At 36.9% G+C, this 24,658-nt stretch carries 19 protein-coding genes; 6 read left to right on the top strand and 13 right to left on the bottom strand.

Features of this window, described 5'->3' with window-relative positions:
• Nucleotides 1–51: 51 nt before the first annotated feature.
• Nucleotides 52–1,365 carry an adenosylhomocysteinase gene (locus H3Z85_01395; protein ID QPQ52196.1) on the bottom strand — a complete coding sequence of 438 codons (1,314 nt, stop codon included), beginning with the start codon at nt 1,363–1,365 and terminating at the stop codon, nt 52–54.
• Between the two features lie 169 nt (nt 1,366–1,534).
• Here H3Z85_01395 and H3Z85_01390 point away from each other — a divergent pair, with 169 nt between their 5' ends.
• Both H3Z85_01390 and H3Z85_01385 read left to right on the top strand, forming a co-directional pair.
• Nucleotides 1,535–2,065, top strand: a complete 531-nt coding sequence (locus H3Z85_01390) for a pyridoxamine 5'-phosphate oxidase family protein (protein ID QPQ52195.1) — start codon at nt 1,535–1,537, stop codon at nt 2,063–2,065.
• 161 nt (nt 2,066–2,226) lie between these two features.
• Nucleotides 2,227–2,841, top strand: a complete 615-nt coding sequence (locus H3Z85_01385) for a 4'-phosphopantetheinyl transferase superfamily protein (GenBank protein ID QPQ52194.1) — start codon at nt 2,227–2,229, stop codon at nt 2,839–2,841.
• On the opposite strand, the gene H3Z85_01380 is transcribed toward H3Z85_01385, so the two are convergent.
• The 3 genes from H3Z85_01380 to porU all read right to left on the bottom strand — a co-directional run bounded on the left by H3Z85_01380 (nt 2,822) and on the right by porU (nt 10,574).
• Complete coding sequence (locus tag H3Z85_01380; GenBank protein QPQ52193.1) at nt 2,822–5,086, bottom strand: FUSC family protein; 2,265 nt, start codon at nt 5,084–5,086, stop codon at nt 2,822–2,824. The genes H3Z85_01385 and H3Z85_01380 overlap by 20 nt on opposite strands.
• Before the next feature lie 368 nt (nt 5,087–5,454).
• A complete protein-coding gene (gene porV / locus H3Z85_01375; GenBank protein QPQ52192.1) occupies nt 5,455–6,618 on the bottom strand; it encodes a type IX secretion system outer membrane channel protein PorV in 1,164 nt (387 codons plus the stop codon).
• Between the two features lie 59 nt (nt 6,619–6,677).
• Nucleotides 6,678–10,574, bottom strand: a complete 3,897-nt coding sequence (gene porU, locus H3Z85_01370) for a type IX secretion system sortase PorU (GenBank protein QPQ52191.1) — start codon at nt 10,572–10,574, stop codon at nt 6,678–6,680.
• Nucleotides 10,575–10,739: 165 nt separating this feature from the next.
• Here porU and gldJ point away from each other — a divergent pair, with 165 nt between their 5' ends.
• Together gldJ and murF are read left to right on the top strand one after the other, a co-directional pair.
• A complete protein-coding gene (gldJ, locus tag H3Z85_01365; protein QPQ52190.1) occupies nt 10,740–12,341 on the top strand; it encodes a gliding motility lipoprotein GldJ in 1,602 nt (533 codons plus the stop codon).
• A gap of 146 nt (nt 12,342–12,487) precedes the next feature.
• Nucleotides 12,488–13,759 carry a UDP-N-acetylmuramoyl-tripeptide--D-alanyl-D-alanine ligase gene (gene murF, locus H3Z85_01360; protein ID QPQ52189.1) on the top strand — a complete coding sequence of 424 codons (1,272 nt, stop codon included), beginning with the start codon at nt 12,488–12,490 and terminating at the stop codon, nt 13,757–13,759.
• 145 nt (nt 13,760–13,904) lie between these two features.
• On the opposite strand, the gene H3Z85_01355 is transcribed toward murF, so the two are convergent.
• The gene (locus tag H3Z85_01355; GenBank protein QPQ52188.1) at nt 13,905–14,513 is read right to left on the bottom strand and encodes an NUDIX domain-containing protein; all 609 of its coding nucleotides are present in this window, start codon (nt 14,511–14,513) and stop codon (nt 13,905–13,907) included.
• Between the two features lie 36 nt (nt 14,514–14,549).
• Here H3Z85_01355 and H3Z85_01350 point away from each other — a divergent pair, with 36 nt between their 5' ends.
• Together H3Z85_01350 and H3Z85_01345 are read left to right on the top strand one after the other, a co-directional pair.
• Nucleotides 14,550–14,939 (top strand): SRPBCC family protein, encoded by a 390-nt coding sequence (locus tag H3Z85_01350; GenBank protein ID QPQ52187.1) that lies wholly within the window; start codon nt 14,550–14,552, stop codon nt 14,937–14,939.
• 332 nt (nt 14,940–15,271) lie between these two features.
• Nucleotides 15,272–15,433 carry a hypothetical protein gene (locus H3Z85_01345; GenBank protein ID QPQ52186.1) on the top strand — a complete coding sequence of 54 codons (162 nt, stop codon included), beginning with the start codon at nt 15,272–15,274 and terminating at the stop codon, nt 15,431–15,433.
• Nucleotides 15,434–15,863: 430 nt separating this feature from the next.
• Here H3Z85_01345 and H3Z85_01340 read toward each other — a convergent pair whose 3' ends face one another.
• The 8 genes from H3Z85_01340 to H3Z85_01305 form a co-directional block, all read right to left on the bottom strand.
• Nucleotides 15,864–16,385 carry a hypothetical protein gene (locus H3Z85_01340; protein ID QPQ52185.1) on the bottom strand — a complete coding sequence of 174 codons (522 nt, stop codon included), beginning with the start codon at nt 16,383–16,385 and terminating at the stop codon, nt 15,864–15,866.
• Nucleotides 16,386–16,387: 2 nt separating this feature from the next.
• The gene (locus H3Z85_01335; GenBank protein QPQ52184.1) at nt 16,388–17,401 is read right to left on the bottom strand and encodes a hypothetical protein; all 1,014 of its coding nucleotides are present in this window, start codon (nt 17,399–17,401) and stop codon (nt 16,388–16,390) included.
• Between the two features lie 294 nt (nt 17,402–17,695).
• The gene (locus H3Z85_01330) at nt 17,696–17,977 is read right to left on the bottom strand and encodes a hypothetical protein (GenBank protein QPQ52183.1); all 282 of its coding nucleotides are present in this window, start codon (nt 17,975–17,977) and stop codon (nt 17,696–17,698) included.
• Nucleotides 17,974–20,616: a hypothetical protein gene (locus H3Z85_01325; protein ID QPQ52182.1), complete on the bottom strand. Its 2,643-nt coding sequence runs from the start codon at nt 20,614–20,616 to the stop codon at nt 17,974–17,976. Before H3Z85_01325 ends, H3Z85_01330 begins: the two co-directional genes overlap by 4 nt.
• A 74-nt stretch (nt 20,617–20,690) precedes the next feature.
• A complete protein-coding gene (locus tag H3Z85_01320) occupies nt 20,691–21,443 on the bottom strand; it encodes a hypothetical protein (protein QPQ52181.1) in 753 nt (250 codons plus the stop codon).
• Nucleotides 21,444–21,448: 5 nt separating this feature from the next.
• Nucleotides 21,449–22,075, bottom strand: coding sequence for a hypothetical protein (locus H3Z85_01315; GenBank protein ID QPQ52180.1), 627 nt, complete (start codon nt 22,073–22,075; stop codon nt 21,449–21,451).
• A 43-nt stretch (nt 22,076–22,118) separates the two neighbouring features.
• Nucleotides 22,119–22,694 carry a hypothetical protein gene (locus tag H3Z85_01310; GenBank protein ID QPQ52179.1) on the bottom strand — a complete coding sequence of 192 codons (576 nt, stop codon included), beginning with the start codon at nt 22,692–22,694 and terminating at the stop codon, nt 22,119–22,121.
• Between the two features lie 155 nt (nt 22,695–22,849).
• The gene (locus tag H3Z85_01305) at nt 22,850–24,652 is read right to left on the bottom strand and encodes a hypothetical protein (GenBank protein QPQ52178.1); all 1,803 of its coding nucleotides are present in this window, start codon (nt 24,650–24,652) and stop codon (nt 22,850–22,852) included.
• Between the last annotated feature and the right edge of the window lie 6 nt (nt 24,653–24,658).

Here is a 24,658-nt window from a genome sequence, read left to right as displayed (position 1 = left end):
AAAATCCCACTATTCAAAATAGCGGGATCATATGATAGAATTATCTGAATTTTAGTATCTGTAGTACTCAGGTTTGAATGGCCCTTGTACTTCTACTCCGATATACTCAGCTTGTTCAGGTGAAAGGGTTTCAAGCTCTACGCTTAATTTTTTAAGGTGTAAAGCCGCTACTTTTTCATCTAAGTGCTTAGGAAGCATATATACTTCGTTTTTGTAAGCAGCAGAGTTGTTCCAAAGTTCGATCTGAGCCAAAGTCTGGTTAGAGAAAGAGTTAGACATTACAAAACTCGGATGACCTGTAGCGCATCCTAAGTTTACCAATCTACCTTCTGCAAGGATGATTATTTCTTTTCCTTCGATCGTGTAGATGTCTACCTGAGGTTTCACTTCAGATTTAGTCTGACCGTAGTTTTGGTTCAACCAAGCCATATCGATTTCATTATCGAAGTGACCGATATTACAAACGATCGCCTTATCTTTCATTTTCAGGAAGTGCTCTCCTCTTACAATGTTGAAGTTACCCGTTGTCGTGATGATGATATCTGCATTATCTACTACTGTATCTAATCTTTTTACTTCGTATCCGTCCATTGCAGCCTGAAGGGCACAGATCGGATCAATTTCAGTTACAGTAACGATAGAACCCGCTCCTCTGAAAGAAGCAGCAGTACCTTTACCTACGTCTCCGTATCCGCAAACTACCACTCTTTTTCCGGCTAACATTACGTCGGTAGCTCTTCTTACAGCATCTACTGCAGATTCTTTACATCCGTATTTGTTGTCGAATTTAGATTTAGTGACAGAATCGTTTACGTTGATAGCAGGCATTACCAAAGTTCCGTTCTTCATTCTTTCGTATAATCTGTGTACTCCCGTCGTTGTTTCTTCAGAAAGTCCTTTGATATCTTTTGTCAGTTCAGGATACTTGTCAAACACCATGTTTGTTAAGTCTCCACCATCATCAAGAATCATGTTTAATGGTTTTCTGTCTTCACCGAAGAATAAAGTCTGCTCAATACACCAGTCGAATTCCTCTTCATTAAGACCTTTCCATGCATATACAGGGATTCCGGCAGCAGCAATAGCAGCAGCAGCGTGATCCTGGGTTGAGAAAATATTACAAGAAGACCACGTAACTTCAGCTCCTAAAGCCACCAATGTCTCGATAAGCACTGCCGTCTGGATCGTCATGTGAAGACATCCTGCAATTCTGGCTCCCTTAAGTGGCTGAGACGGACCGTATTCTTCACGGATAGACATCAGACCTGGCATTTCTGCTTCTGCAAGGGTAATTTCTTTTCTTCCCCATTCTGCAAGGGAGATATCCTTAACTTTATAAGGAACGTATTGTGTTGTAGTACTCATATGTAATGAATATTTTTTTAAATTCAATTGATAACGAAATGCAAAATTACGATTTATAATTAAGATATAAAAACACGAATCCAAGTTCAGATTCATGAGATTAAACAGTATTTTAAATTATTTAGTCTTAATAAAAATAATTACTTTTATCCTATAACTTATTATCATTATGAATCATAACCCTTCTCCGGAAGAATCTCAAAGAAAAGCAAAACCGGTTGCACCTAAAGTTAAAGAATTGATAGGCAGGTCTCAAAGCGTAATTTTAGCTACGGTAGATGCGGATGGTCACCCGAATTCGAGCTATGCTCCGTTTGTGAAGATAGATAATACATTCTATATTCTGGTTTCATTCATGGCAAAACACACCAAAAATCTGGCAGACGGAAGGAAAGCGTCAGTCATGTTTATCGAAGACGAATCTGCCACAAAACAGATCTATGCCCGTGAACGCTTAACATTGGAAGCATCAGCGTCACAGGTAGAAAGAGATTCCGAAGTATGGAATGCAGCGATTGCGGAACTTAAAGAAACTCACGGGAAAGTGGTAAATATTATTTCTGATATGGGAGATTTTATCCTGATCGCACTGAATCCGCTGAAAGGCTCTTACGTAAATGGATTTGGAAGCGCTTATTCTGTAGACGAAAATTTAGAGATTACAGAGCACAGAAATGATGTGAATCATCAGTCGAAATAAGAAAGAAGGCTGGAAGAGGGAAACCGGAGGCTGAAGTTGTTAAGCTCAGAACAGAACTGCTTTCTAAATAAGCTTACATGAATTGATGTGACCAAGAGAAACTTCTGTCCTTCATCTCCCGGCTTCCAACTTTTTCACTATTTTTGTACAATAAAAAAATAATGCCCCTTTACCGAGATTTTTCTGATGATAATGCCACTATTCTAGTTTGGAAGTATGATGAAAGTGAAGAACTTGATATCAATGAACTTCTGGAGCCGGAAAATGCAGAGAAAGTAAAAGATTATCATCCCAAGAAACTTCTTGAAGTATTGATGGTGCGTAAGTTACTGAAAGGATTGAAACCTCATTCCAAGATCTTATATAAAGAAAGAGAACCTTTTCTTTCTCCCAACGATGCTGAAATTTCCATTACCCATTCCTTTCCGTTTGCAGCCATTGCGATTTCGAAAAATAAGATAGGTATTGATGTTGAAAAATTCAATCCGAAAATTTTAAGAGTAATCGACAAATTCACGTATGAAAATGAAAGGGGATTTATCCCTGAAGATAAAGCGGATACTTTTTACACTATTATCTGGAGCGTCAAGGAGAGTATGTATAAAATTCACCACTCAAAATACTGGTCCTTAAAGAAGAACTACGAAGTAAAACCCTTCGAATTGAAACATCTGCATAAAATAAGCTGCAGGGTATATGATGAAGAATTTTCAGACGAGTTTAAGGCAAGGGTAGAGTTTTTTGACGACTACTGTTTTACGATTGTGGAGGAGTAGCGTGTTTTTCACTTCTGTATTTTTCAATTACTTTTCGTTGTTCTTTAGCAACGTCGTAGATCAGTTCCAGGATATCCAGGATGTTTTTAAGTTCGGTTAAATGAGAAATTTTATCAGGATCTCTTCGGTCGACGATATCGTTTTCTTCAATTTCGTTTTTCCTTTTTAAAAGCATGTCCTCGATGAAAGAATCTTCAGGTTCAAGGCGGCTTTCCATCTTCAGAGTTTCGCTGATGTCCTCTCCGTTTAATAGCGTTGATGTTTGTTGCATCTCCGCTTCAATTTTTCTGCTCCAGTTTTCAGAATCTATTTCAGGATATTGCTCATTACTTTTTGCATACTGTGAAAGAGAAGCCGTATAAGCTGTGATCAGGTGTGATGTGGCGACAAACTGATGAACAACTTCCAGTTTTTTCTGCTGGTTCTTGGGATCAGAAATCATTCGCTGAAAGTTATCGGAAAGGTTGGCCAGGGAGATAATAGCGTTTTTTCGCTTTACTTTATAATCTTCAAGATCAAAATTCCCCTGCAAAAATTTAGAGATCACACTTTGAAAATAGATAAGATTATCCTCTGCAGATTTTTTCATCAGATCCAGATTCTGGGTATGCTCCCAAACCGGCAGTACGATGTAAGATACGGCAAAAGCAATAATACCTGCAATAGCGGTATCGAAAATCCTGTCTTTAAAGATAATATCTACTTTTCCGGGATTTAAGAAATTGAAACTCAGGAAAACATAGATGGTCATGAATAAAACAGCCCAATAATACCGTCCTTTCAGAAAGCTGAAGCACATGATCATGCTTATCAGCAGGATGGCAAACAAAACGCCATTGATATGTATAAAATGCAGAATAGTATAAGCAATCACCGCTCCTGTAATAGTTCCGTACAGACGAAGAAGATTTCTTTTCTTAGTGATGGAGTAGGCCGGTTTTAAGATAGCCGTAATGGTAATCAATATCCAGTAAGTATGTCCCAGGCCCAGAAAATCAAACATTGAAAAAATATACCCGAGCAGAAGCGCGGTAGTAATTCTTATCGCATGGCGGAAATGAGAGGAAGATAACGAGATGTTATTCCTTAAAACTTTGGCATTAAGTTTCGGTTCATTAGGCATGAATTTTTTTAAGTCTAATCCAGTGGATAAACTCTTAGCCAGCTTAATGTTTTGTGAAAATACTTTATAAATCTCATTGATTTCTTTGGTGATCTCATTGATACGCATCAGGATCTGGCGAAGGACCATGAAATTCTCAAGGCTATCGGGAGATAACTGCTTATTTCTAAGTTCGAAATAGTTGTAATTCAGGTTTTTTAATTCAAGTTCCAGATTAAACATGGGTCTGGCTCTTGTTCCGCTTTGCAGGGCAATCCCGATATTGGTAATTTCTTCAGCAAGGAGATTGAGATAATCATGAATATTTACCAGGATCATGCTGTCTTCAAAGCTTTGCTGAAGCTTCTGATAATCACTTTCGGAAGTCATCAGCTTCTCATGAAGGTCCATTGAATTCAGGAACATCAGCATTAAAAGACGGCTTGTCGTCGTAGATTCGTTGACGATCGTTCTGGTTTTAAAAACGGTTTCCCGGGTATCTTCCTGAAGATTTTTTATTTCAATCTGTTTGGCAATAACCTGGGTCGTCAGTTTATCAAAGTCCGGATTTTTCTGATAATAATTGGCCTTGATCTTTAGGAATTCTGCTAATTGAAGATAGTTTTCTCCGATCATCTGCCCGGCCAGTTTATAGGGACGGATGGTGGTTACCACAAGAAATATGAGTAAAAACCATATACATCCGGATGCAAATATGAGTAAGCTTTTAAATATATTACTTCCTGTAAGATGGCCGTCAATAAAGATAGCCAGTACGACCAAAGACAGAGAACCCACGGCAGCAAGTCGCTGTCCGTAGACTCCAATCAGAGAAAAGAATAACCCGAATACGATAACCTCAAGGAGGACAAGGACTTTTATATTCATCACCAGACTGGCGATCAGTGCAACAAAGACAAAACAGCAAATGGCAAAAGCAAGAGAGTTTCTTCTTCGGATAAAAGGACCGGGCTGATCTGTTAAAGCCACAAAGCTGGTTCCCAGCGGAAAGAGGAAATATTCTTTTAAAATTCCAAAATGGGCGAGGACCAGACAAGGCAAAACGGTAGCTAATGTAATTCTGATGGCAGAATATACATACTGACTGGTTACAAATTTCTTTAGCTCCGCCGAATAGTTCATATTACAAAAATAGGTATTGGAAACAAAAAAAGCCCCATAAAGAAGAGACTTTTGTACACTTAAATATTATATTTTTTTAATATCCTGTTTTTGAGAGATCAATGGTAAATGGGATCAGTGGGAGTTTGAAATATTTATACCTATATCATTTACCTATAACGCAATGTTTTCGCTATTCTTACGAATTATTCTAGAGCAGGACGGGTTCGACTCAACCTCATTGCTTTATCAACGGTATTGTCACTTTTTGAGGCGCTCATCAATAAGGAACCGCATATTACCTTTGAAGTTTGGTGGTGGAATAAAATAGTCGCAAAAAAAAGCCTCAAACATTGTGATATGATGAGGCTTTTGTTAGTTTGAATATCTTAACGATCTACATTTGATGTTTCATCTCCGATGTTCCACGTAAGACCGAAACGAAGAGTATTATCCAAAGCACTGTTGATTTTAGACATGTTGATCAGGTAAGAAAGATCTAACCCGAAAGAACGGTATTTTAATCCGATACCTGCTGTAGCAAATTGTCTTGCTCCCTGTTCTGCACTTTCATTGAAGTAACCTCCTCTTACAGAGAATGCATCGTCATATGAATATTCTACCGCACCACTGTACATGATACTGTTTTTATTTTTGAAAGATTTTCCGATACCCGCCATTGGTCCTACATTAGGAATAGCATACTCCGGTTGTCTTGTATTTGGATTGATTCCTACGTATTCTGATCCCGGAACCAAAAGCTTGGAACCTTCTATTGAAATTCCGACTCTGTTCATATCATCCAGATACATATCATAGCCCACCCCTAATCTTGCCATTGTAGGAAGGTAAGATCTTGATTCTTCATTTCCTGTATAATCCAGTTTAGGACCCAGATTTTGAATGGCAAAACCTGCGTTTACTTTACCGTCATATCCTCCAAAACTGGAGAATCTTGGTGAGGTATAATATCCTGAAATATCCACTGCAAAAGAATTAGCAGCTTTAAGTGTAGTATCTGTATTGAATCCACCAGCTAAATCGGAACGAATAAATCTACCTGTTACAGCCATTGAGTAAGAGTCAGAAAGTTTCAACCCATAGGCAACGTCAATAGAGAATTCATTTGGTTTTGATGTACCCATTGAAGCAATTTCCGTACCTACCAGCTGGGTAAGATCTACCTGCCCCATATTAAAATAATAGATACTGGCAGAGATCGTAGACCTCTCATCCTGCCCAAGGAATTTATGAAATGCACCATATAATAAGAATACATCATTAGTAAGTTTTCCCATATACGGTGTGTAGTTGAGACCTATGGAAGAACTTGTTCTGCTAAAAGGATATTTAGCTGCATTCCAGAATTGTGAAAATGCATCCGGAGAGGTTACCACCCCTTGATCTCCCATACCACCTGATCTTGCATCCGGTGCAATTCTTAGGAAAGGAGCTCCGGTAAGAACTGGATTTACTCTACCTAAATCTTGCGAATAGCCTAGAAAACCAGCACTTAACCCAAATCCCAACAGCAGTTTAGTAGTTAAATTCATATATTGTCTTTTATATATTATCAGTTTTTTATTTATTTTATTATCTATGTATTGTTAAATTATTTCAAAAGTACCATTTTTTCTACAGCTGTAGCACTTCCTTTGCATTTTTCTTGATTTTGACTTTTTGCAAATATCTTAAAAATATATGTACCTTTTGCAACTGTAGCTCCAAAATCATCTCTTCCGTCCCATTCTATAGCCTGGCGAGGCGTTCTAAAGCCCTGCAGAAACGGCTCTGCAACTACCGGTTGAGACAGGGTTCTAACCAATCTTCCTGTGATGGTATAAATCTGTACATTCACATCTAAAATATCATCACAGTTATGCTCAAACTGGATGTATGTCTTATTCGTGAACGGATTGGGCCAGTTTAACGGACGATTGATCGTCAGACGTTGGTCGGCCTCATCCTTAACTTCAAAATTTAACGTAGCAGTTGTCGAATTATTGTTTATGTCCCAAACTTTAAATGTCAATTGGTGTTGTCCGATGGTTAAATTTCTGAAAGGGTAGCTTACATTTCCTTTTTGGTAGTCGGCAAGACTTGGGTTTAGACAGCCGTTACCTTCACCGGGAGCATAAAAATCATTTAAAACAACAGTATTGATAATTTGCCCGTCAAGATAGGTGGTGATGTCGTGACCTACCCCTGATCCTGTGGAATTGATTCCTGTGTCATCGGTAAGACATGCCAGCAGCATCGGATTCTGGTTGGTGATTCCACCATCTGCAAAGTTGGTGTTGTTCATATACAGTTTTACTTTAGGAGGCTGGTTGTCATTCACACCGTTCGGGTTGATATCTCCTACCTGTACAGCCTGATTATTGAATACGTCAGTGGACTTATTATCAGCATATCCCAATATTCTTCCTTCGCCCACAGCATAATTGATGTCTTTGGGAACATAAAATTCTGCGGTAAAAACTCCGTTTACTGCTGTTCCGGCCGCTTTTACGATAGCACTTCCTTCTTCAGTATAATCCAATACCGGAGTAAGCACACCATCATTATTTAATGTTTTTTTATTTAATCTTTTGTCAAAAATATTGATGGCCACCTTTCCGTTAAAAGTAGTATTAAGAGTCCCGTTAGGATTATTGATATGGCCTTTAATTTTAACAAAATCCAAGCCTCTGATCAGTCCCGGTACCGGAGTTTCAATATTATCAATCACCAGAAGTCTTTGAGGTCTGCTGAGTTTCATGGCAGGATCACCTAATAAATTTACCTTTAAATGGTTGCTGTTTGCTCCTTTCTGCTTTTTTGCCAGTAAATGAGAATAACCTAACGAATTAAAGTCGTCATTGGTTAATTTAAAAATATTTTGGGTATATGTATTGGTGAAATCACGTCCGTAGTCTACTCCGATTGCTCTGCTGGAAGTAATCATCGCTGCTGCACCTCCTTGCTTCAGCTTAATGAATTGTTCTCCTGCAGAATTTGTATCCGGTTCATCCCATAATGTAAACTCACAGGTTATCGTAGAAACAAACGGAAATCTGCTGTATACATTGGAAAAGTTATTGGAATTTTGAATTTCAGTACTTGTTAATACTCTTTCCTGTGCCCAGCCGTTGATTCCTCCATGCCCGAAATAGAAAAGGTATAAGCTGTTTCCGATGGCATTGGAAATCGACTGGTTAACCTGTGGGTATCTTTGTCCTCCCGCAGTACTCTGAGCAGGGAAGGAGTCAAGGTATAATTTTTTGACATTGTATTCTTTAAGCTCCTGCTGACCCGGCTGCTCAAATACATTCACCAGCGTTTTATTCATTACATCATGGAAGGGGCCGCCTCCCTCTCTGTCATCATCCACTACGAAATCAAGTCTCATACGCCATTCTCCAAAAGGACTGGATTGTCCGGGCAATGAATTGTAATACGCCAGTGTTTTATCTATCATAATACCGGCTTCAGTAACATTAGCTGCAGGAATTCTACCTACCGGCAGGTCCGGCATATTGGTTTCAATGATACTTGCCGTTTGGGGCATAGTCATTACGATATAGTCATCGGTAACGAAAGAGGCAACATAGTCTGAAGAATGCTCACTCTGATAGCTGGGAACTACATTCGTATTGTTGGGAACCCTGTTTTTATAATCGTAAGAAGCATCTCCAAGAATGAAAACATATTTCAACCTTCCGGCCGGAGTATTGAGTCTGGTAACGAAATCTCTTATGGCCGTAAGGTCTTTACTTCCGCTTGAATATTCTTCATAGACCTTATTAACATCTACGATTTCTACCTTATAATTGTTTTTTGTCTGGTGATAGTTGGCAAGCCTTTGTGCCTGACCCATCATTTCAGGAACGGTAAGGATCAGATAATCTATATTCTGGATGGCCGAAAGATTCTGATTTCCTATTCTTCCAACAAATTGCGGACTGAATGCTGCATCAGACCGGAATGCCACAAATTCGTTATTGAAATTCTGATCGGCTGCGGTGTATGCAAAATTAAAAAAGCCGCCTCCTGATTTATTGACCCTTCTGTTGGCATTGGTGATATCAGTGACATCCCATACCTGCTCTATATTTGATGCATTAGCAATGCTGAATCCATAATCCGTATTGCTTCCACTTGAAATAGAGAAATCTCTGAAATTCATTTGAGAACCATTAAAAGCCAGGTTTTCTTTGTACTGTACTTCAGCGTAATCGAAGTAGAAGGTTCCGTTTGGATTTTTAGAAATATCAGGGTTATATTTAAATGTAATCTGATTTCCTGTTAAATTAGTCAGTGTTCCGCTGTGGTTTAAAGGAACAAAATTGTATTCATAGGTTCCGCTGTCCGGTAATACCGTCTGATTATAGGGAGCCAGGTTATTGATGGTGATTCCCATGGAATTCTGCTGCGATTTGTACGCAACTACCTGGGTTCTGAAACGGATCACATCATTGGCCTGTATTGCTGAATTGGTTGTAAAAGTTACTGTTTTCTCATTGATAAAAGGTGTATCTTCTACCCAGATTCTTCCAACTTTGAGCAGATTCTTCTGGTCGTTGTTGATTACCTGGTAGTTGTCATACCGGGTAATCAATTGGGCAGGCAGGTTGGCGTCAACAGGCTGCACTCTTTTTCCGGCACCTTTATCAAAGTTGATATAATAATATGAGAAGTCGTCATAGATATTTTTTACTCCATTGCTTCTGTCAGTTCTGGTGTCTCTTCTTTTATAGCCATTCCCGTTACTGTTATCATAAAGGTTAAATCCGTTGGGACCCTGAGCGTAGAACAGTGCATAATCATTGTCATTCCAAACGCCGTCATCTTCACCTACGACCTGAATGGCATTTTCCTGTAAAGCATCGAATCTGGGATCCTGATTAAATTCCGGAAGCATCACTCCTCCGTTGCCATATATTCTGAAATTTCGCGGATTTACAGAAGACGGGTTAATGCCGTTATCGCGTAAAAACTGGGTGGTAATTTTAAAGATCCCGGATTTATCAACTTTTATTTTGTAAAAATTACCACTTGCCAGCGGGTTACCCTGAGTTCCTATTTTATTGACGCTGCCATTAGTATTTAAAGGTAGGGAAGATTCTGAAACCGTAAATGAAGAGAGTCTTTGTACACGGCCTTTTACATTTTTAAAAAGAGCGACATTGATATTGGCGTATCTGTCACCTTCTAATGTATAATATGAAACATCTGCTATATCATAATCCGGAAGATTATTTCCGTTCAATTCAAATAAATCCTGATTAGAAACGTTTTCCCAAATAAGGTCTGAAATCTTTAACTGCTTTTCGCCTATTTTTTGCTTGGTTGCTATAAAAACATTATTTTGGCTGAAAGAAAAGCCCTCATTTTTAAAATTCGGAAGATTTAATTTTATTTCACCAAAATCCTGGATTTTAGAACCATTCCATTCGATGGTGTTTCTTTGGGCGTATAGTGTTGATGTTAAAGCGATTAGGGATAAAAGCGTGATTTTTCGTCTCATGTTTATTATTGAAATTGCTAAATTACAAAATAAATCAAAATTTTAGAATTAAATTGTGATACAATAAAATTAATTTGTTAACGTTGTTCAAAAAAATCAAATCTTTATTTGATTTATTGAATAATTTATTTTTTCTTTGTACTCTTGAAAATATTTATATCGACTATGAAAAAACTAAAGTTGTTTTCATTAATAGCATTAAGTTCTACACTTGCATTAACCAGCTGTGGCGGATCAGGGACCAGCAAAGGTGGCGGTACCAAAAAATTTGTCAGTAAAACAGGTTGGAAACCAAACGAAAAACAGGGTTGGTTTTTTGCAGGAAAGCAACAGAAGCAGAAAGGTTGGCCAGGAATGGTATATGTAGAAGGTGGAACTTTTACAATGGGATTAGTGAAAGATGATGTTATGCATGATTGGAATAATACACCTCGCAGAATGCAGGTAAGTTCATTCTTTATCGGAGAAACTGAAATTACTAACTATGAATACCGTGAATACCTGACATGGTTGAAGTATGTTTTCCCTCCAAGTGACCCTAGCTATAAGGAGATCTACAACGGCGCTTTGCCGGATACCTTATTATGGGACAACAAATTATCTAGAAACGATTATAACGAGACTTATTTGCGTTCTCCGGAATTCGACTACTATCCGGTAGTAGGGGTTTCGTGGACTCAAGCCAACAGATATTGCGAATGGCTGACTGACAGAGCGAATGAAAAAGCTTTGATGCAGGCAGGTGTTATCGCTAAAGATTTATATATCAACGAATCCAATAACCAGGGAGGAACTGCATTTAATATGGATAAATTCAAAGCGAATGATCCTGAAATGCAAGGATATATTAACGAAAAAAGAATGCAGCAGAAAAGTGGTATGAAAACAACCAACCAAAGATTGCTGTCTGCCAACAGAGCTCCGAATTCTGCAATGGTTCAGAAATTCAGACTTCCTACAGAGGTTGAATGGGAATATGCAGCTTTGGGAATGGCAAAAAACAGAGAATATAACCAATACTTGGGCAAAAAGCCTGAAATTGAAAGATTAAGAGGTACCAAAGGGAAAAACAGAGGTATGTTCCTTGAAAACTTCAAAATGGGTAAAGGTGATTATTCAGGTATTGCAGGATGGAAAAATGACGGATCCGCACAGACTTCTGATGTAAGACAATATCCATCCAATGATCTTGGAATCTACGGTATGTATGGTAACGTTGCAGAATGGACTGCTGATGTGTACAGACCTATCATTGATGAAGATTACAATGATTTCAACTATTACAGAGGAAATATGCCTCAGGCGGTAGTTAAGAATGGTGACGGAACGTACAAAATGATCGACGAAGGTACCATTAAATATGATACTTTAGCTGATGGTAGATTAGTCTACAAAGGACTTCCGGGACAGTTTGAAAGAGAAACGATTGCTGATTACAGAAACTTCAGAGACGGTGACAGACAATCTTCTTTAGAATACTACAGAGCTTCAGATTCTGCTTCCTCTTTCGATATGTACAATTCTCCTAGAAAAAGATTTATTGTAGATGCTTCAGGTAGAGTAAAGTTGCAGAAAGATTCTAAAGACAGAACTTCTGCAATGTCTAACGATATAAGGGTAGTGAAAGGAGGTTCATGGCAGGATACGGCATATTGGCTGGATCCGGGACAAAGAAGATATAAAAATCAGGGAAGAGCTTACGGCTGGATTGGTTTCCGTGTTGCACAGGATGCCAGAACAAACGATAAGAATAGAACAAGAAGATAATATTTATCAAAAAATACTTATAAAAAAACCTTTCGGAAATCCGGAAGGTTTTTTTTATTTTTGAATCGTGAAATCCCCTTGAATGAAAAGCCTGAAATTTGGCGGTTGCATTCGATTTCTTTAAAAAAAATAATATATATTTCCACATGAATATAGAACAGTTTTATCCTTTATTTTTAAAGGCTGATAAAGTAACAATCGACAGCAGAAAAATAGCTAAGCGTGATCTGTTTTTTGCCTTTTCAGGCGAAAACTTTAATGCCGCAACTTTAGCAGAAAAAGCCATTGATGATGGTGCGCTTGCTGCCATTGTGGAACTGCCTGAATTTGAAAATAAAGAGAAAAATATTTTCTATGTTCCGTCTACTCTTGAGTTTTTGCAGCAACTGGCTATACATCATAGAAATCAGCTTTCCATTCCTGTGATAGGACTTACAGGCAGTAATGGTAAGACAACGACCAAAGAATTGATTCATGCCGTTCTTTCGGAAAAATTTAATGTCCAGTACACTTTCGGAAATTTAAATAATCATATCGGAGTTCCGTTAACAATCCTGTCCATCAAACCTGAGCACGAAATGGCTGTCATAGAAATGGGAGCCAACCATCAGAAAGAAATAGAACTTCTCTGCACCATTGCACAGCCTGATTTCGGGTATATTACCAATTTCGGAAAGGCGCATCTGGAGGGATTCGGAGGTTTTGAAGGGGTTATCAGGGGGAAATCTGAACTGTATGATTACCTGAAAAACAACAGCAGAGTCATCGTTGTTAATGAAAACGATCCTATTCAGGTCGAAAAGACAGAAAATTATCCCAGTACAATCACTTTTGGCAAGGAAGGAGCAGATTACAATTATGAATCTTTTTCAGAAGAGCATTTTGTGGGAATGAGCTATAAGGGAGTAAAAGCTGTGTCAAAACTGACCGGGGAGTATAATTTTACCAATCTTTGTGCGGCAGCAAGTCTTGGTCTTCATTTCGGCATCAGCTTTGAAAAAATCAAACACGCAGTAGAGCAGTACACACCAACCAATATGCGTTCCCAGGTGGTGAAAAAAGACAACAGGACATTGGTTCTGGATACCTATAATGCCAACCCGAGCTCTATGGCGGCATCACTGAATAATTTTATCAGTTTTGAAGGGCGTAAAACGATTATAATCGGCGATATGCTGGAATTAGGTGATGAAAGCGAAAAAGAGCATCAGAATATCTTAAACATGGCTCAGGAGCTTGGTTTTGATCAAATCATTACGGTAGGAAAACATTTTAAAGCCGTTAATCCTTCGGGTTTTTCTTTTGACAGTACGGCAGAACTGATAGAATACCTGAAACAAAATAAAATTTCTTCCGAAAACATATTGTTGAAGGGGTCAAGAGGTGTCGCTTTAGAGAAAATAATTGATTTTATATAGGCTTTGAGGCGGGAAGCCGGAAAAGGGAAATAGCGGAAAAAGAGAACTACAAATGTTTTCTCTTTTTAAACCGTTGGCTGATCACCAGAAGTAAATTTCCGGTGTTACCTATAGCTCCATTCTTCCGGCTTCCGGCCTAAATAAACTATTTCTTTGAATCCCAGAATTCTTTAACAATAAGTTCAATATTTTTGAAGGTGCTTGGGAAAACTTCGTTTTCTATCTGTGAAATATTTTTCCAGGCCACTTCTGTAATTCCTTCTTCTATCTGAGGTTTTGAGGTGTCTTCACCGTCAAAATTCATTTCAAACCAATGGGTGCATTTTAAGATCTTTTCACCGTTTCTTTCAATATAGATATGGTAAGTGGTATTGATGAATTTTACCAGTTCCACCTCTTTTAATCCGGTTTCTTCTTCAATCTCACGTACTGCAGATTCTTCCCTGGATTCTCCTTTTTCCATTTTGCCTTTCGGAAGGTCCCATTTGCCTAATCTTTTGATGAAAAGCGTTTCTCCCTTAGGGTTATTGACGAGGCCTCCTGCAGCCTCAATAATCCTGAAAAGCTTTTGAAATTCACTCCATATTTCATCGATATTTTCTCCAAAAATATTAAGTTCCTGCACGGAAGTATTTTCTAAGAGATCCAGGGCCATCTCTAAAGTTGTGTAATTTTCATACACAAGCTTTTTTTCGAGTTCTTCGGCGTGCTTAGATATCAATAATTTTTTTTCGTTGACAAAAACTTTATACATTTGTAAGAATTAAGAATTTAAATACAAAAATAAAAAATGAATTTAGAAGGACGAAAAATTATTGTCAATAAATCATCTAAAGAACTTTCAGAATTGCTGAAGTCACCTGAAAATTACAAGGAATTTATGCCGGACGGTCTTCAGAAATTTGAAACAAGAGATAACGGTTTTAAATTCGGATTACAGGGAATGCCGGAAATTGCTCTGAAAATTGATGAGGTAGATGATCAGAAAGCTGTTTTAAGATCTGCAAGTTCAAGTTTAGATTTTTCGTTAACAGCCACTTTAAACCCTATCAATGAAAACCAGACTGAAGTTCAGATGTTGTTTGAAGGGAAGTTTAACCCATTCATCAAAATGATGGTAGAAAAGCCACTCCAGAATTTTATCAACACTTTGACCGACAAGATCGAAGTTTATAAATAATAAAAACCATTGCGATTGCAATGGTTTTTTGTTTCTGCAATAATGCTGGTTTTTGGTATTTACTAAGTCTTGTATACAATATTTGTGTAGTATCAGTCACGGATATGTACGTAGATTATTTTCAGAGATCAATTATACGGTGGATTATTTGCAGGGCTGATCATTGGCTAAATTTCTTTTGTATTGTCTATTTATTTTACTAATGAGATAAAACTACACATTTCCAGTGTTTATCGTATTGAGAGTAGAAAATGATCAATACTAAGAAATTATTAAAAACAATGCTTAGGTGAAAAAATTGTTTTTCTCAAATAAATTCACTATATTAAAGCATGAAAAAAATTGAACGTCAGGATAATATAACACATGCTGGCAAAATTAACGAGAGAACAAAAGCGCTGGAAATTCTTGAAAAAGCAAAGAAAGTACAAGGAAAAATCACCTTTCTTCGGCAAGGTGTAGGAAGAAATTTTAAACCGAAAAATGAAGAATAAATAAAACCTCCGCGATAGCGAAGGTTTATTTATATGTTGGGCAAAAGTGGGGTGGTTATCTTCAGGATTCTTTTGTCACATTATTACAGGCAATTTGAATAGATTTAGATTCATCTTTATTAGTAATGGTATCGTAAGGATTGTTATCTTTTGTTCTCTATTTTACCACTATTCATGATCTTCATTTTATCTTTCACTTGCAGTCCTTGCATCTCCATCGGGGGCTATAAATAGTAATGGGTTCTTATAAATAAACATAAGGATTCCATTTTCTTGATGTTTCTGCCAGAAGATCTGCAACCCATTCAGCCCTTTTATTCTAGCTCTAAATACTATCCCAAAGATTTATTTCTTTTGTTCTGTTTTGTATTTGAAAACAGAACAATACAAAACCACTGCTTTCGCAGTGGTTCTATATTTTAAGTGAAGACTAATCTGTATAATTCTTTGAAAATTTCACTCCTTTCTTTTCCAAAATATTTTTAATTTCTTTTGATTTTTCTTGGGGTAAAATTTCAACAACTTCGTTTTTACTATTTAACGTAATATGCCAGTTTGTTGTGTTATATGTAATAGCCATTTTAGCTAAATTAAGATTTTCATAAGGAATCTCTTTAAATGTTTTTTCTAACAAATAAGACTTATCTAAATCTTCACTAATAATTAATTTATATCCATTGACTTCATACACTTTAGAATATTTAAAATCCATTAATAATGCTGGATTTACAAAACACAAATCAATCCAGTAATTTCCATTTTTAGCATTATCACTTTGAGCACCGATAATGATGATATTCGTTTTTGGATTTATTACCTTTTGTTGATTTCTAAATTCTATATAGCCAGTAACAATGTTTCTCGCTGTATTATCCTCTTTATTGAAAACAGCTGTACTACAACTAATTATTAAAACAAAGAAGATTAGTAAACAATATATATTCTTTCTCATTTTTAATTCTTTTTACCTCCAATAAATGTTGCATTTTTTGAGTCATATTTAAAATACCCTTTCCCTGGCGTTGGCCATTTCCAAGTACCATATTGATACGTATTTGTAATTTGAGGGTTATTACTTCTAAAGTTTGCATCTCCTTGCTTTAAACCATAAGTCATTATTGGAACATTATTTATAAACCTATCATTCCAACCCGATGGACCCACGTTTGCACCGGGCGGATGGGAGTGTACATTTTCAAAATGGGTTCCATCTTGTATAATATGTCCTCCAAAACTATATGCTCCCAACATAGCACCTGCATTTACACTTTGATTAACAGAATGGTTAGTACTTATAATGCTTGTACTGTATCCATCACTAAAATTAAATGTATCTTGAGAAAATTCCACTTTTGTGTTTTCTGCTGCAAATTCAAAGAACTGAGTTGCTACATCATAGTTCTGTATTTGCAAATAGCTGTATGTTGAACTTGCGCTACCTTCCATCCCATCACTTTCTGGCAAATCAAAAGCTAATGATTTCATATTCCCTATCTGTGAATCACCTGTTGGATTATCTTTTGTCACATTTGTACGGGCAATCTGGATAGACTTAGACTCATCTTCGTTGGTAATAGTATCATAGGCATTATTGTCTTTTGTTCTTTCTATGTTACCATTGTTAAAGATCTTAATCTTATCTTCTGCCTGCATTCCATCTGGGTCAATAAACCTCAAAGGATTATTAAAAGCGTAAGTATAAGGACTCCAACGTCTGGAAGTTTCCGCTAGTGGATCCACCACTCCCCATCTTCCTAAGTCAGGCATATACATTCTCGCACCATAATCATACATTCCGGTCTCCTGAAGCTCCTTACCGTTGTACTTATACTGATACGCAGCATTTCCAACCGAAGTATTATACCCTTCATGCTTCAACCCAAACGGATAATAATTACTTTCCTCAATGATCTCTAGTCCGGATCCGCTGTTCATATAATTTAAACGTACATTTCCCAGAAGATCCATACAGTTGTAAAAATACTTATTTTACAAAAACAGGCGGCTTTGAAAAGCAACCTGTTTATTTCTAAACTTGGCAAGAATAGTACTTTATCGCTAACATGGATAAATATGGAACTAGTGATTATTCTGATGGATGAAGGTGTGGATAATTATAATATTCAATACTCCATTGATTAAAATTTTTGTAATAACATAAAAAAATGTAATCATATCCTTCTTTTGGCTTAATAGTAATTTTCTTTCCATCAGAAAATTTTAATTTAATATTCTTGTTTCTTTTTTCAAGATTAATCATCATTATCCCATAATCCTGATTGTCATTTTTTTCTTGAAATTCTTTTTTATCTTATTATTGATAGTTACTGTCTGCCCTAAAAAACAATTATACCCAAGCATTAATCCTATTTCATTATCGTTTTTTGGATACGTTTCTTTAACTGGGTCTAAATATGTTTTTACCATTTCTTGCTTTTTATAAGGAAGATCTTCATATTTTGTATAAAATATTTTTTTCGTTTGGCAAGAAATATTAAATGATAGTAAACAAAACATTGTTATTAAAAATATATGGATTTTCATTCTGTATTATTCTTTTTATTATTTAAATTTTGTTTTACTTCTCTCTCTTTATTTTCATATTTAATTTTTATGTGCGTTTTCATATCTTGAGATTGTACATCCTTAAGCTTAGTACCTTCGGAATTTCTTAATTCAGTGACTTGATCTTTCGAATCTGAATTCATCAGGTTGTCCATATTCTCTTTTGTATTAGGAACTTTGCTACTATTTTCAAATATGTGGTTTAGTCCTGCCTTATGGCCTAGTTCATGGGCTACAGTTCGAGGAGTATCTTGTGATGTGACTTCTCCATCATAAGTATTTCCATCCATTGCTGATGTTCCGGTAGTAAAAGTTAAGGTTTTTATATTTAATTTTGGGAGAGATAAATTAAGAGTAAAAGGTGAACTAGAATCTTCAACTATATTATATTGTATTCCATTTTGACTTAATATTTTTGAAGTGTCATCTAGTAATGTTTTACTATATTCTCTTCCTAAGTTATTGCTTATTTTAACTCTCCACTCAATTGTATTTTCATTTATTAACTTAGCTTCCAGCCCCTCAAGCTCTCTTGCATCAATAACTCTATTCTCAGAAAAATTATAATGAGATTGAAAAGCATACTTTTCAGAAAGTGGATCTATATTAAAAAATCTTCCTGTATCTGGCATGTAATTTCGCCACTTAAAACTATACCACCCTGTCTCTTGCAGTTCTTGTCCTTGATACTTATAATTCTTATAAGTACCCGCTCCAAAGAAAGCATTTCCCGATTTCAGATGATTCATTCCAAAAGGGTAATAGTCATTCACATCGGTGATCTCAAGGAGCCCGGTGTCGTTACTTCTGCCATAGCTTATTCTTACATTTCCCAAATGATCTTTATACTGATAAATATACATTTTTTTCTGATAATCATAAAATCCTTCTGCTGTTGGAAAAAACTGAAGCTCAGGATGGTGTGGGTTTTTGATAATTCCCCCGTTCCCGGTACCAGGGTCCGGAGCCACCACCTTATCATTGAGACTAAATGCCTGTTGCTCCAATGCATACCGGGTTTCCTGCGGAACGGACGAGAACATTTCCTCATTGCCTCCTGACGATGTTTTGTTCAGATACTGAAATCCATCAAGATAATCGGTAATTTCTTTTGTCCAGGTTGTGCCGCCAAAACCTATCGAAGTCCGTGTATTTTCTTTTCTTAGTTTAAGGCCATCAGCACGATAATTTGTTTTAATGGATGTGGTTATAGGATCAAAGCCGATTTGTACCATATTTGGAAGGCTGAGGTAATTATAATTAATCGCTGTAATTTCCTTATCCATCATACTTTTCATATTTCCATTAAGATCGTATTCTATAGGAAAGCCTGAAATCCCTTCATATCCTGTTTTATTGTTACTATTGTCTTTGATTTGGATGGCCTGATTACCTGTATAAGTATAGGTTAAATTATCTATTACGGTAGGTGTATTACTATTATCAGTAACGCCGGTTCTGTAAAGACCGGTAATATTACCATTGAGATCATAGCTTAATGATTCCGTATTCTCCTTACTTCCGGGATTATTTGGATTTTGATAATAACCTGCTGTTAATCGGTTCAGTCCATCATAAGCATATCCATATCTTTTAGGTTCCAGAGGAGGATTGGCTCCAATAGATTCCACTGTTCTCCAATCTACTTCTGCAATATTCCCATTGTATTTTGGCTGTACATCTTTTCCCGCAAACAGAACGGGATCGGGGTTGGTAATGCCATTTTTCTGGGTGTATTTTATGGCATAAGAAAATAATTTTCCTCCCAAATCAGGAACTGACATCTGACCTTTGTTGATATCAGTAAGCCATCCCCTGATATTGTAGGCGTAATCAATATTTTGCAGATTATTTCCTACTTTTTTATTTTTAAGCTGTGATAATTCATTGTAGGTATTATCTGCCAATAACTGCTCAGGCCAGAAGTCTACCTGGTGATAATGTTTTAATAACCTGTTTTGGGAATCATACTCAAAACGTTCTTTTATATTTACCTCAGCTTCATCGGGCTTTCGCAGATGCTTTATTTCTGAATTTTGAACTAGTCCTGCAAAATCGAGTTTGGATTCTGTTTGGGTATAGCCTCCCAAATGATTGAAGGAGTAAGTTCCTATTACCCTGCCTTTGGTATCATAGTACATATAATTCATGGTCCATTTATCATCTTCAATGTTTTTTACATAAGATGCGGTGGGTAAACCCAGTGTTGAAATACCACTGTTGGAGGCTCCATCAGCATTGATAACGAATTGATCCAAGATTTTTGCCGGAGGAAATTTCCTGCTGTCTCTGGGATACGCATCGTAATAATTGATGCTCAAAAGTGTGGTCAAATTACTGAGAAAAGCATTAGTGTAATAGGCAATTGTTCCACTTTTTGAAAAACCAATGCTGGTTTGCGTTTCAGTAATAACCTGATTTCCGATCTGGTCTTGCATGGCTGCACGGGTCGATCCGGGCATGATTCCGGTATAGGCAATGCGTCCAAACTGATCATATTTGGTGAATAACCATTGGCCCTGATTACGTAAGTTCACATCCTGGGTGAGAATCAACCGGTCAGCTTTATCATACACCATATATTCCCAGTCTTTACCCGGAAGCTTTTTTTCGATCAAGCGATTTTTTCCGTCGTAGCGGTACTGGTAGCACAATTCATCGTGTTTTACGGTATTGGCTACAATATCGCCTCTTATGCTGGCCAGGGAGGTAATACAAAGGCCAATTGATCATATTCGTTATATACGTAGTGGGTATCTGCATTTTCGCCGTTTACAATTTTTCTCACGACCACAGTCTTTCCTTTACCATTTTTAAATTCTGTGGTTTTGTTACCGTCCTCATCCGTAATGGTATTTTTATACAATTCTTTGTCTCTATATAGCCAGTCTTCAGAAAGTACAGATTGAAGGGTACCGTTTACCATATTGGTGGTAGCCACAAACTTTCTTACTCCATCTGCTACAGTAATGGCATCATAATTAAATTTGACAGGTTTGCCGGCCCAGTCATTTCCTACCTGAATCTGCTGTTGAACCCTGTCGAGGGGTGAGTTTTCCAGTATTTTTTCTGCAAATATTTTTTCCTGTCCGTAGATATCAGGCTGGGTTGCATTAGCAAGAGACAGGGGAACAATGCCCCCATTCAGAGTTCCTGGCTGAGGAACGGGAAGATATTCTCTTACCTGTCTTCCAAAACCATCATACTCTATATGGGTAACTACATCTTTTCCAAGAGGTGAACTTTTTACATTGACAACCTGTTTAGGTCTTCCCAGTCCGTCAAAATACTGAACGGTTTCGGATGATTTGGATGAAGTATTACCATTGTAATCCAGATAGGTTTTACTTTGTATATAGTTTTCGTTATTAGGAAGCGGGCTAAGCTGGGCTTTTGCAACACCTGTTGCCAACAGGATTCCTATAGGGGTTATTATTTTTCTCATTGTGTTTACTGCTTATAGTTATATTTGAATTCCTTGACAACTTTAATAACATAATTACCTGTATTGTCTTTTTCCCGTGTTTTAATTTCTTTTAACTGGCCGGCATTATCGTATACATATATTTCCCGGATGCCGGAAGGTGAGGTGATGGAAGTAACTCCCACCAAAGGATCATAGGTGTATGATGTGACCATTCCTGTTGGTTTGAAACTCTCAAAAGCCAGTAAAAGCTCTGCTTCTTTAGCAGGATCAGCGGAATCTTCATCAGATTTTGCGACAATATTGGCAATCAGATTTTCCAACTGGCTATAAGAAGACCCAACAATTTTTGCAATAGGTTTTGTTTTATTGTATCCCCATACAATACTTACAGGGGTACCATCGTTAGTTGTATATTGCAGAATGTTCCCTTTTTCGTCATATTTATCATAGCTTACCTCTTTATAAGAAATAGATGGATTCTGGTTGTCAAAAGAATATTGTGATAAGGGAAGTATCAGATTTCCACTTGCTGACTGAGGGAGTGATGTAGGATAAATAGTTTGTGCTCGGGAAAGCATTTTGGTCGTGTTGCCCATCGTTTGTTGAATATTGGTCTCCAACGGAATACCGACCATATTTTTATCAATCATCAGCTGATTGTTTTTCTCATGAGCATAGCTGTATTCCGTCTCATTAATGCTGCCATCGGGCAGGGTGTTTTTTCTTTTTCTTTATCTGATAATGTGAAGGGTTATTATAAAAATATTCCGTCTTCGTTTCAACAGGAGTGCCATTAAAATAATCTGTCGTTTTCTGAGATTCTAAATAGGTAAAACGACTGATGTTTTTATAATACACAGCATCTAAATTTTGAAAATCAAACCAAGTGCTGTCGTGGATAATAGGTTCATAAATTTTACGACGGCTGATACCCCCTAAGTAATAGGTTCTTGTGGGATCTTCCGCATACTTCGTTTCAACCGTTTTAAGGGTGGTTCCTGCATTGTCCTTATAAACGGTTAATAATTCTTTTCCGTTATTCCAGCCAAGATTCGTCCAGGGAGCTGACTCCATGAAGTTTCCTCTAAGAGCACTTCCTGGGTTATCCTTATAAGAACTATAGTGGTGGATGGTTTTTCCTTTTCCTTCTATTTCTTCCTGAACTGTACTATAAAAAATATTAGGATTAAAAGAAAATAATCTTGCTATATTTGAGGAGGTGATTGCTGTATAATTTGAAAATACAGGTATTCCATTCTTAGAACCCATACACAGAGAAGCAGTCCATTTGTCCTCAATAAATACGGGGTCTCTGGTAACATTAATAGAATATTCTCCATTGTCCTGGATATAATGATATTTTTTAGTAACTGGGAGACCATCACTCGGAGTGTCTACGGTTGATGAAATCCTGTATCCCCCTTTCAGAACATCTTGTAGCTCATACTTATCATCCTGATCATAGTAATATATCTGTGCGTAAGCATTACAACAAAAAACATGGCTGTCAGGGTGAATTTCAACGGTTGATTTTTTACCCCATTTACAATAATCTGACTGCTGTTGTTTAAACTTGAATCTAAATTCGCTATAAGATTACCCGTCTGGTCTCGTACTTCCAGATGAGCTTCTTGCTTTTCAGTTTCTAAATCTGAACTACCCTGACAATTTCCATAAGGATATAGATAATTAGAAAGATTAATCTCAACAGGCCCTGTCTTATTAGGAGTTATAATAACTTCTTTAGAAGTAGAAAAGTCATTTTGAGGAGTAAATGTATTGATTTGAACATTGGTTTTTACTGCCGGAATCAAAACATATTCCTTCCTTTTATGGCTTTCATAATTAAACAAAGTATTGCCTCCCGTTGGATAGGTGATCATTTTTAATAAACCATAATAACCTTTAGTTTGACTTACACCCTGATTAGCTCCATTATATTGAGGAGCTATGGGATCAGTACTTACAAATAACTGCGGGACAAGATTAGTATTGATTGCCCCATTATAATATCCCCACATATCCCTGGAAAAGCTCAATCGGGAAGGTAAAATCTCAGGGCTATAATAGGTGAATTTATGGGATGAATTGGTTTTATTATCCCGTATTTCATTTAAGAAAAGCCTTGAAGCACCTGTTGTGGTATAATTAAAACTATAATCATCTACAGCAATATTTTGATGATACTTTTTGATATTAGTCAATTTTGAATAATCTCCATTTTGGGCTGAATAGGAAAAAACAATGGAGTTATTATTCGAATCATATATTTTTTTGAGCTGCTTACCCGCTGCATACTGTTCTAAATCTGCAATGAGGCCTAGATCAGGTGGTATTGTATATGGCTTAAGAGTACAATAATATAAATCATTTAGATCGTCATATTGTAACTCGCTATACTTCTGCTGCACTGTTTTAGTATAGGCCATCGTTTGAGATTGCGAAAGAATGGTCGTATAATTTACATCCTGATACTCCAAGGTCAGGATCTGTCCACTGGTGGTGACAATAGAGGTCAAATACCAGGATTGTATATATTGTTGTGGCGGCTGATGGCTTCCTGTATTAAGGGTTCGGTTTTGTATGTTTTCTGTGGCATTGAAATTATATCTTACCCCATTATCCAGTATAATGGAGAATAAATTTCCATTATCATTTCTTAGAATTTGGTAGTCTTTCTGATCGATCATAACGATCTTATCTGTTTTACTTATCAAAAATTTTACGTTATATCCCCCAAAATTGGCGGTGTACAGATCCGGTTCGGAATCAAAATCATCATTTTCACAGAGTTTCAAGTATTCAGTCAACTGTGGAGAGTTGTCAATTAGCGGAACATCTCCGCTTCCAAAACTACTGTCTTCATCAGCTCTATCCCTGATGGTTCTGGTGATCACCCCTCCTGAAATAAAAGTCCATCCGAGCCCTACAGAACCATTCATTTCATCAATATTGATTCCATTAGAAGAATAGTTTAAAAAGATGGGAATGCTCGTACCATCAACTGAAAGTTCTGTAATGGGAATATTGATATTAGGAGCTCCCGTAAACATTCCTATAGGAACATTTCCATACTGACTAAATTTAAATGATTCAGGACTGGTAGGTGATATTTTGGGAATATGTTTTCCCGCATTATTGGTATTGGTGGTATAATCCTGAGGAGCATTCTGGCTGTACATCAAAGCAGAAATAGCAATTCCTGCCAATGTTATGTTTTTTCTCATAAGTGT

Origin of the sequence: Chryseobacterium indologenes (assembly GCA_016025055.1) — a bacterium.
GTDB lineage: Bacteria > Bacteroidota > Bacteroidia > Flavobacteriales > Weeksellaceae > Chryseobacterium > Chryseobacterium indologenes.
The sequence above is the reverse complement of the archived record's forward strand: the minus strand, read 5'-3'. Positions and strand labels throughout refer to the sequence as shown.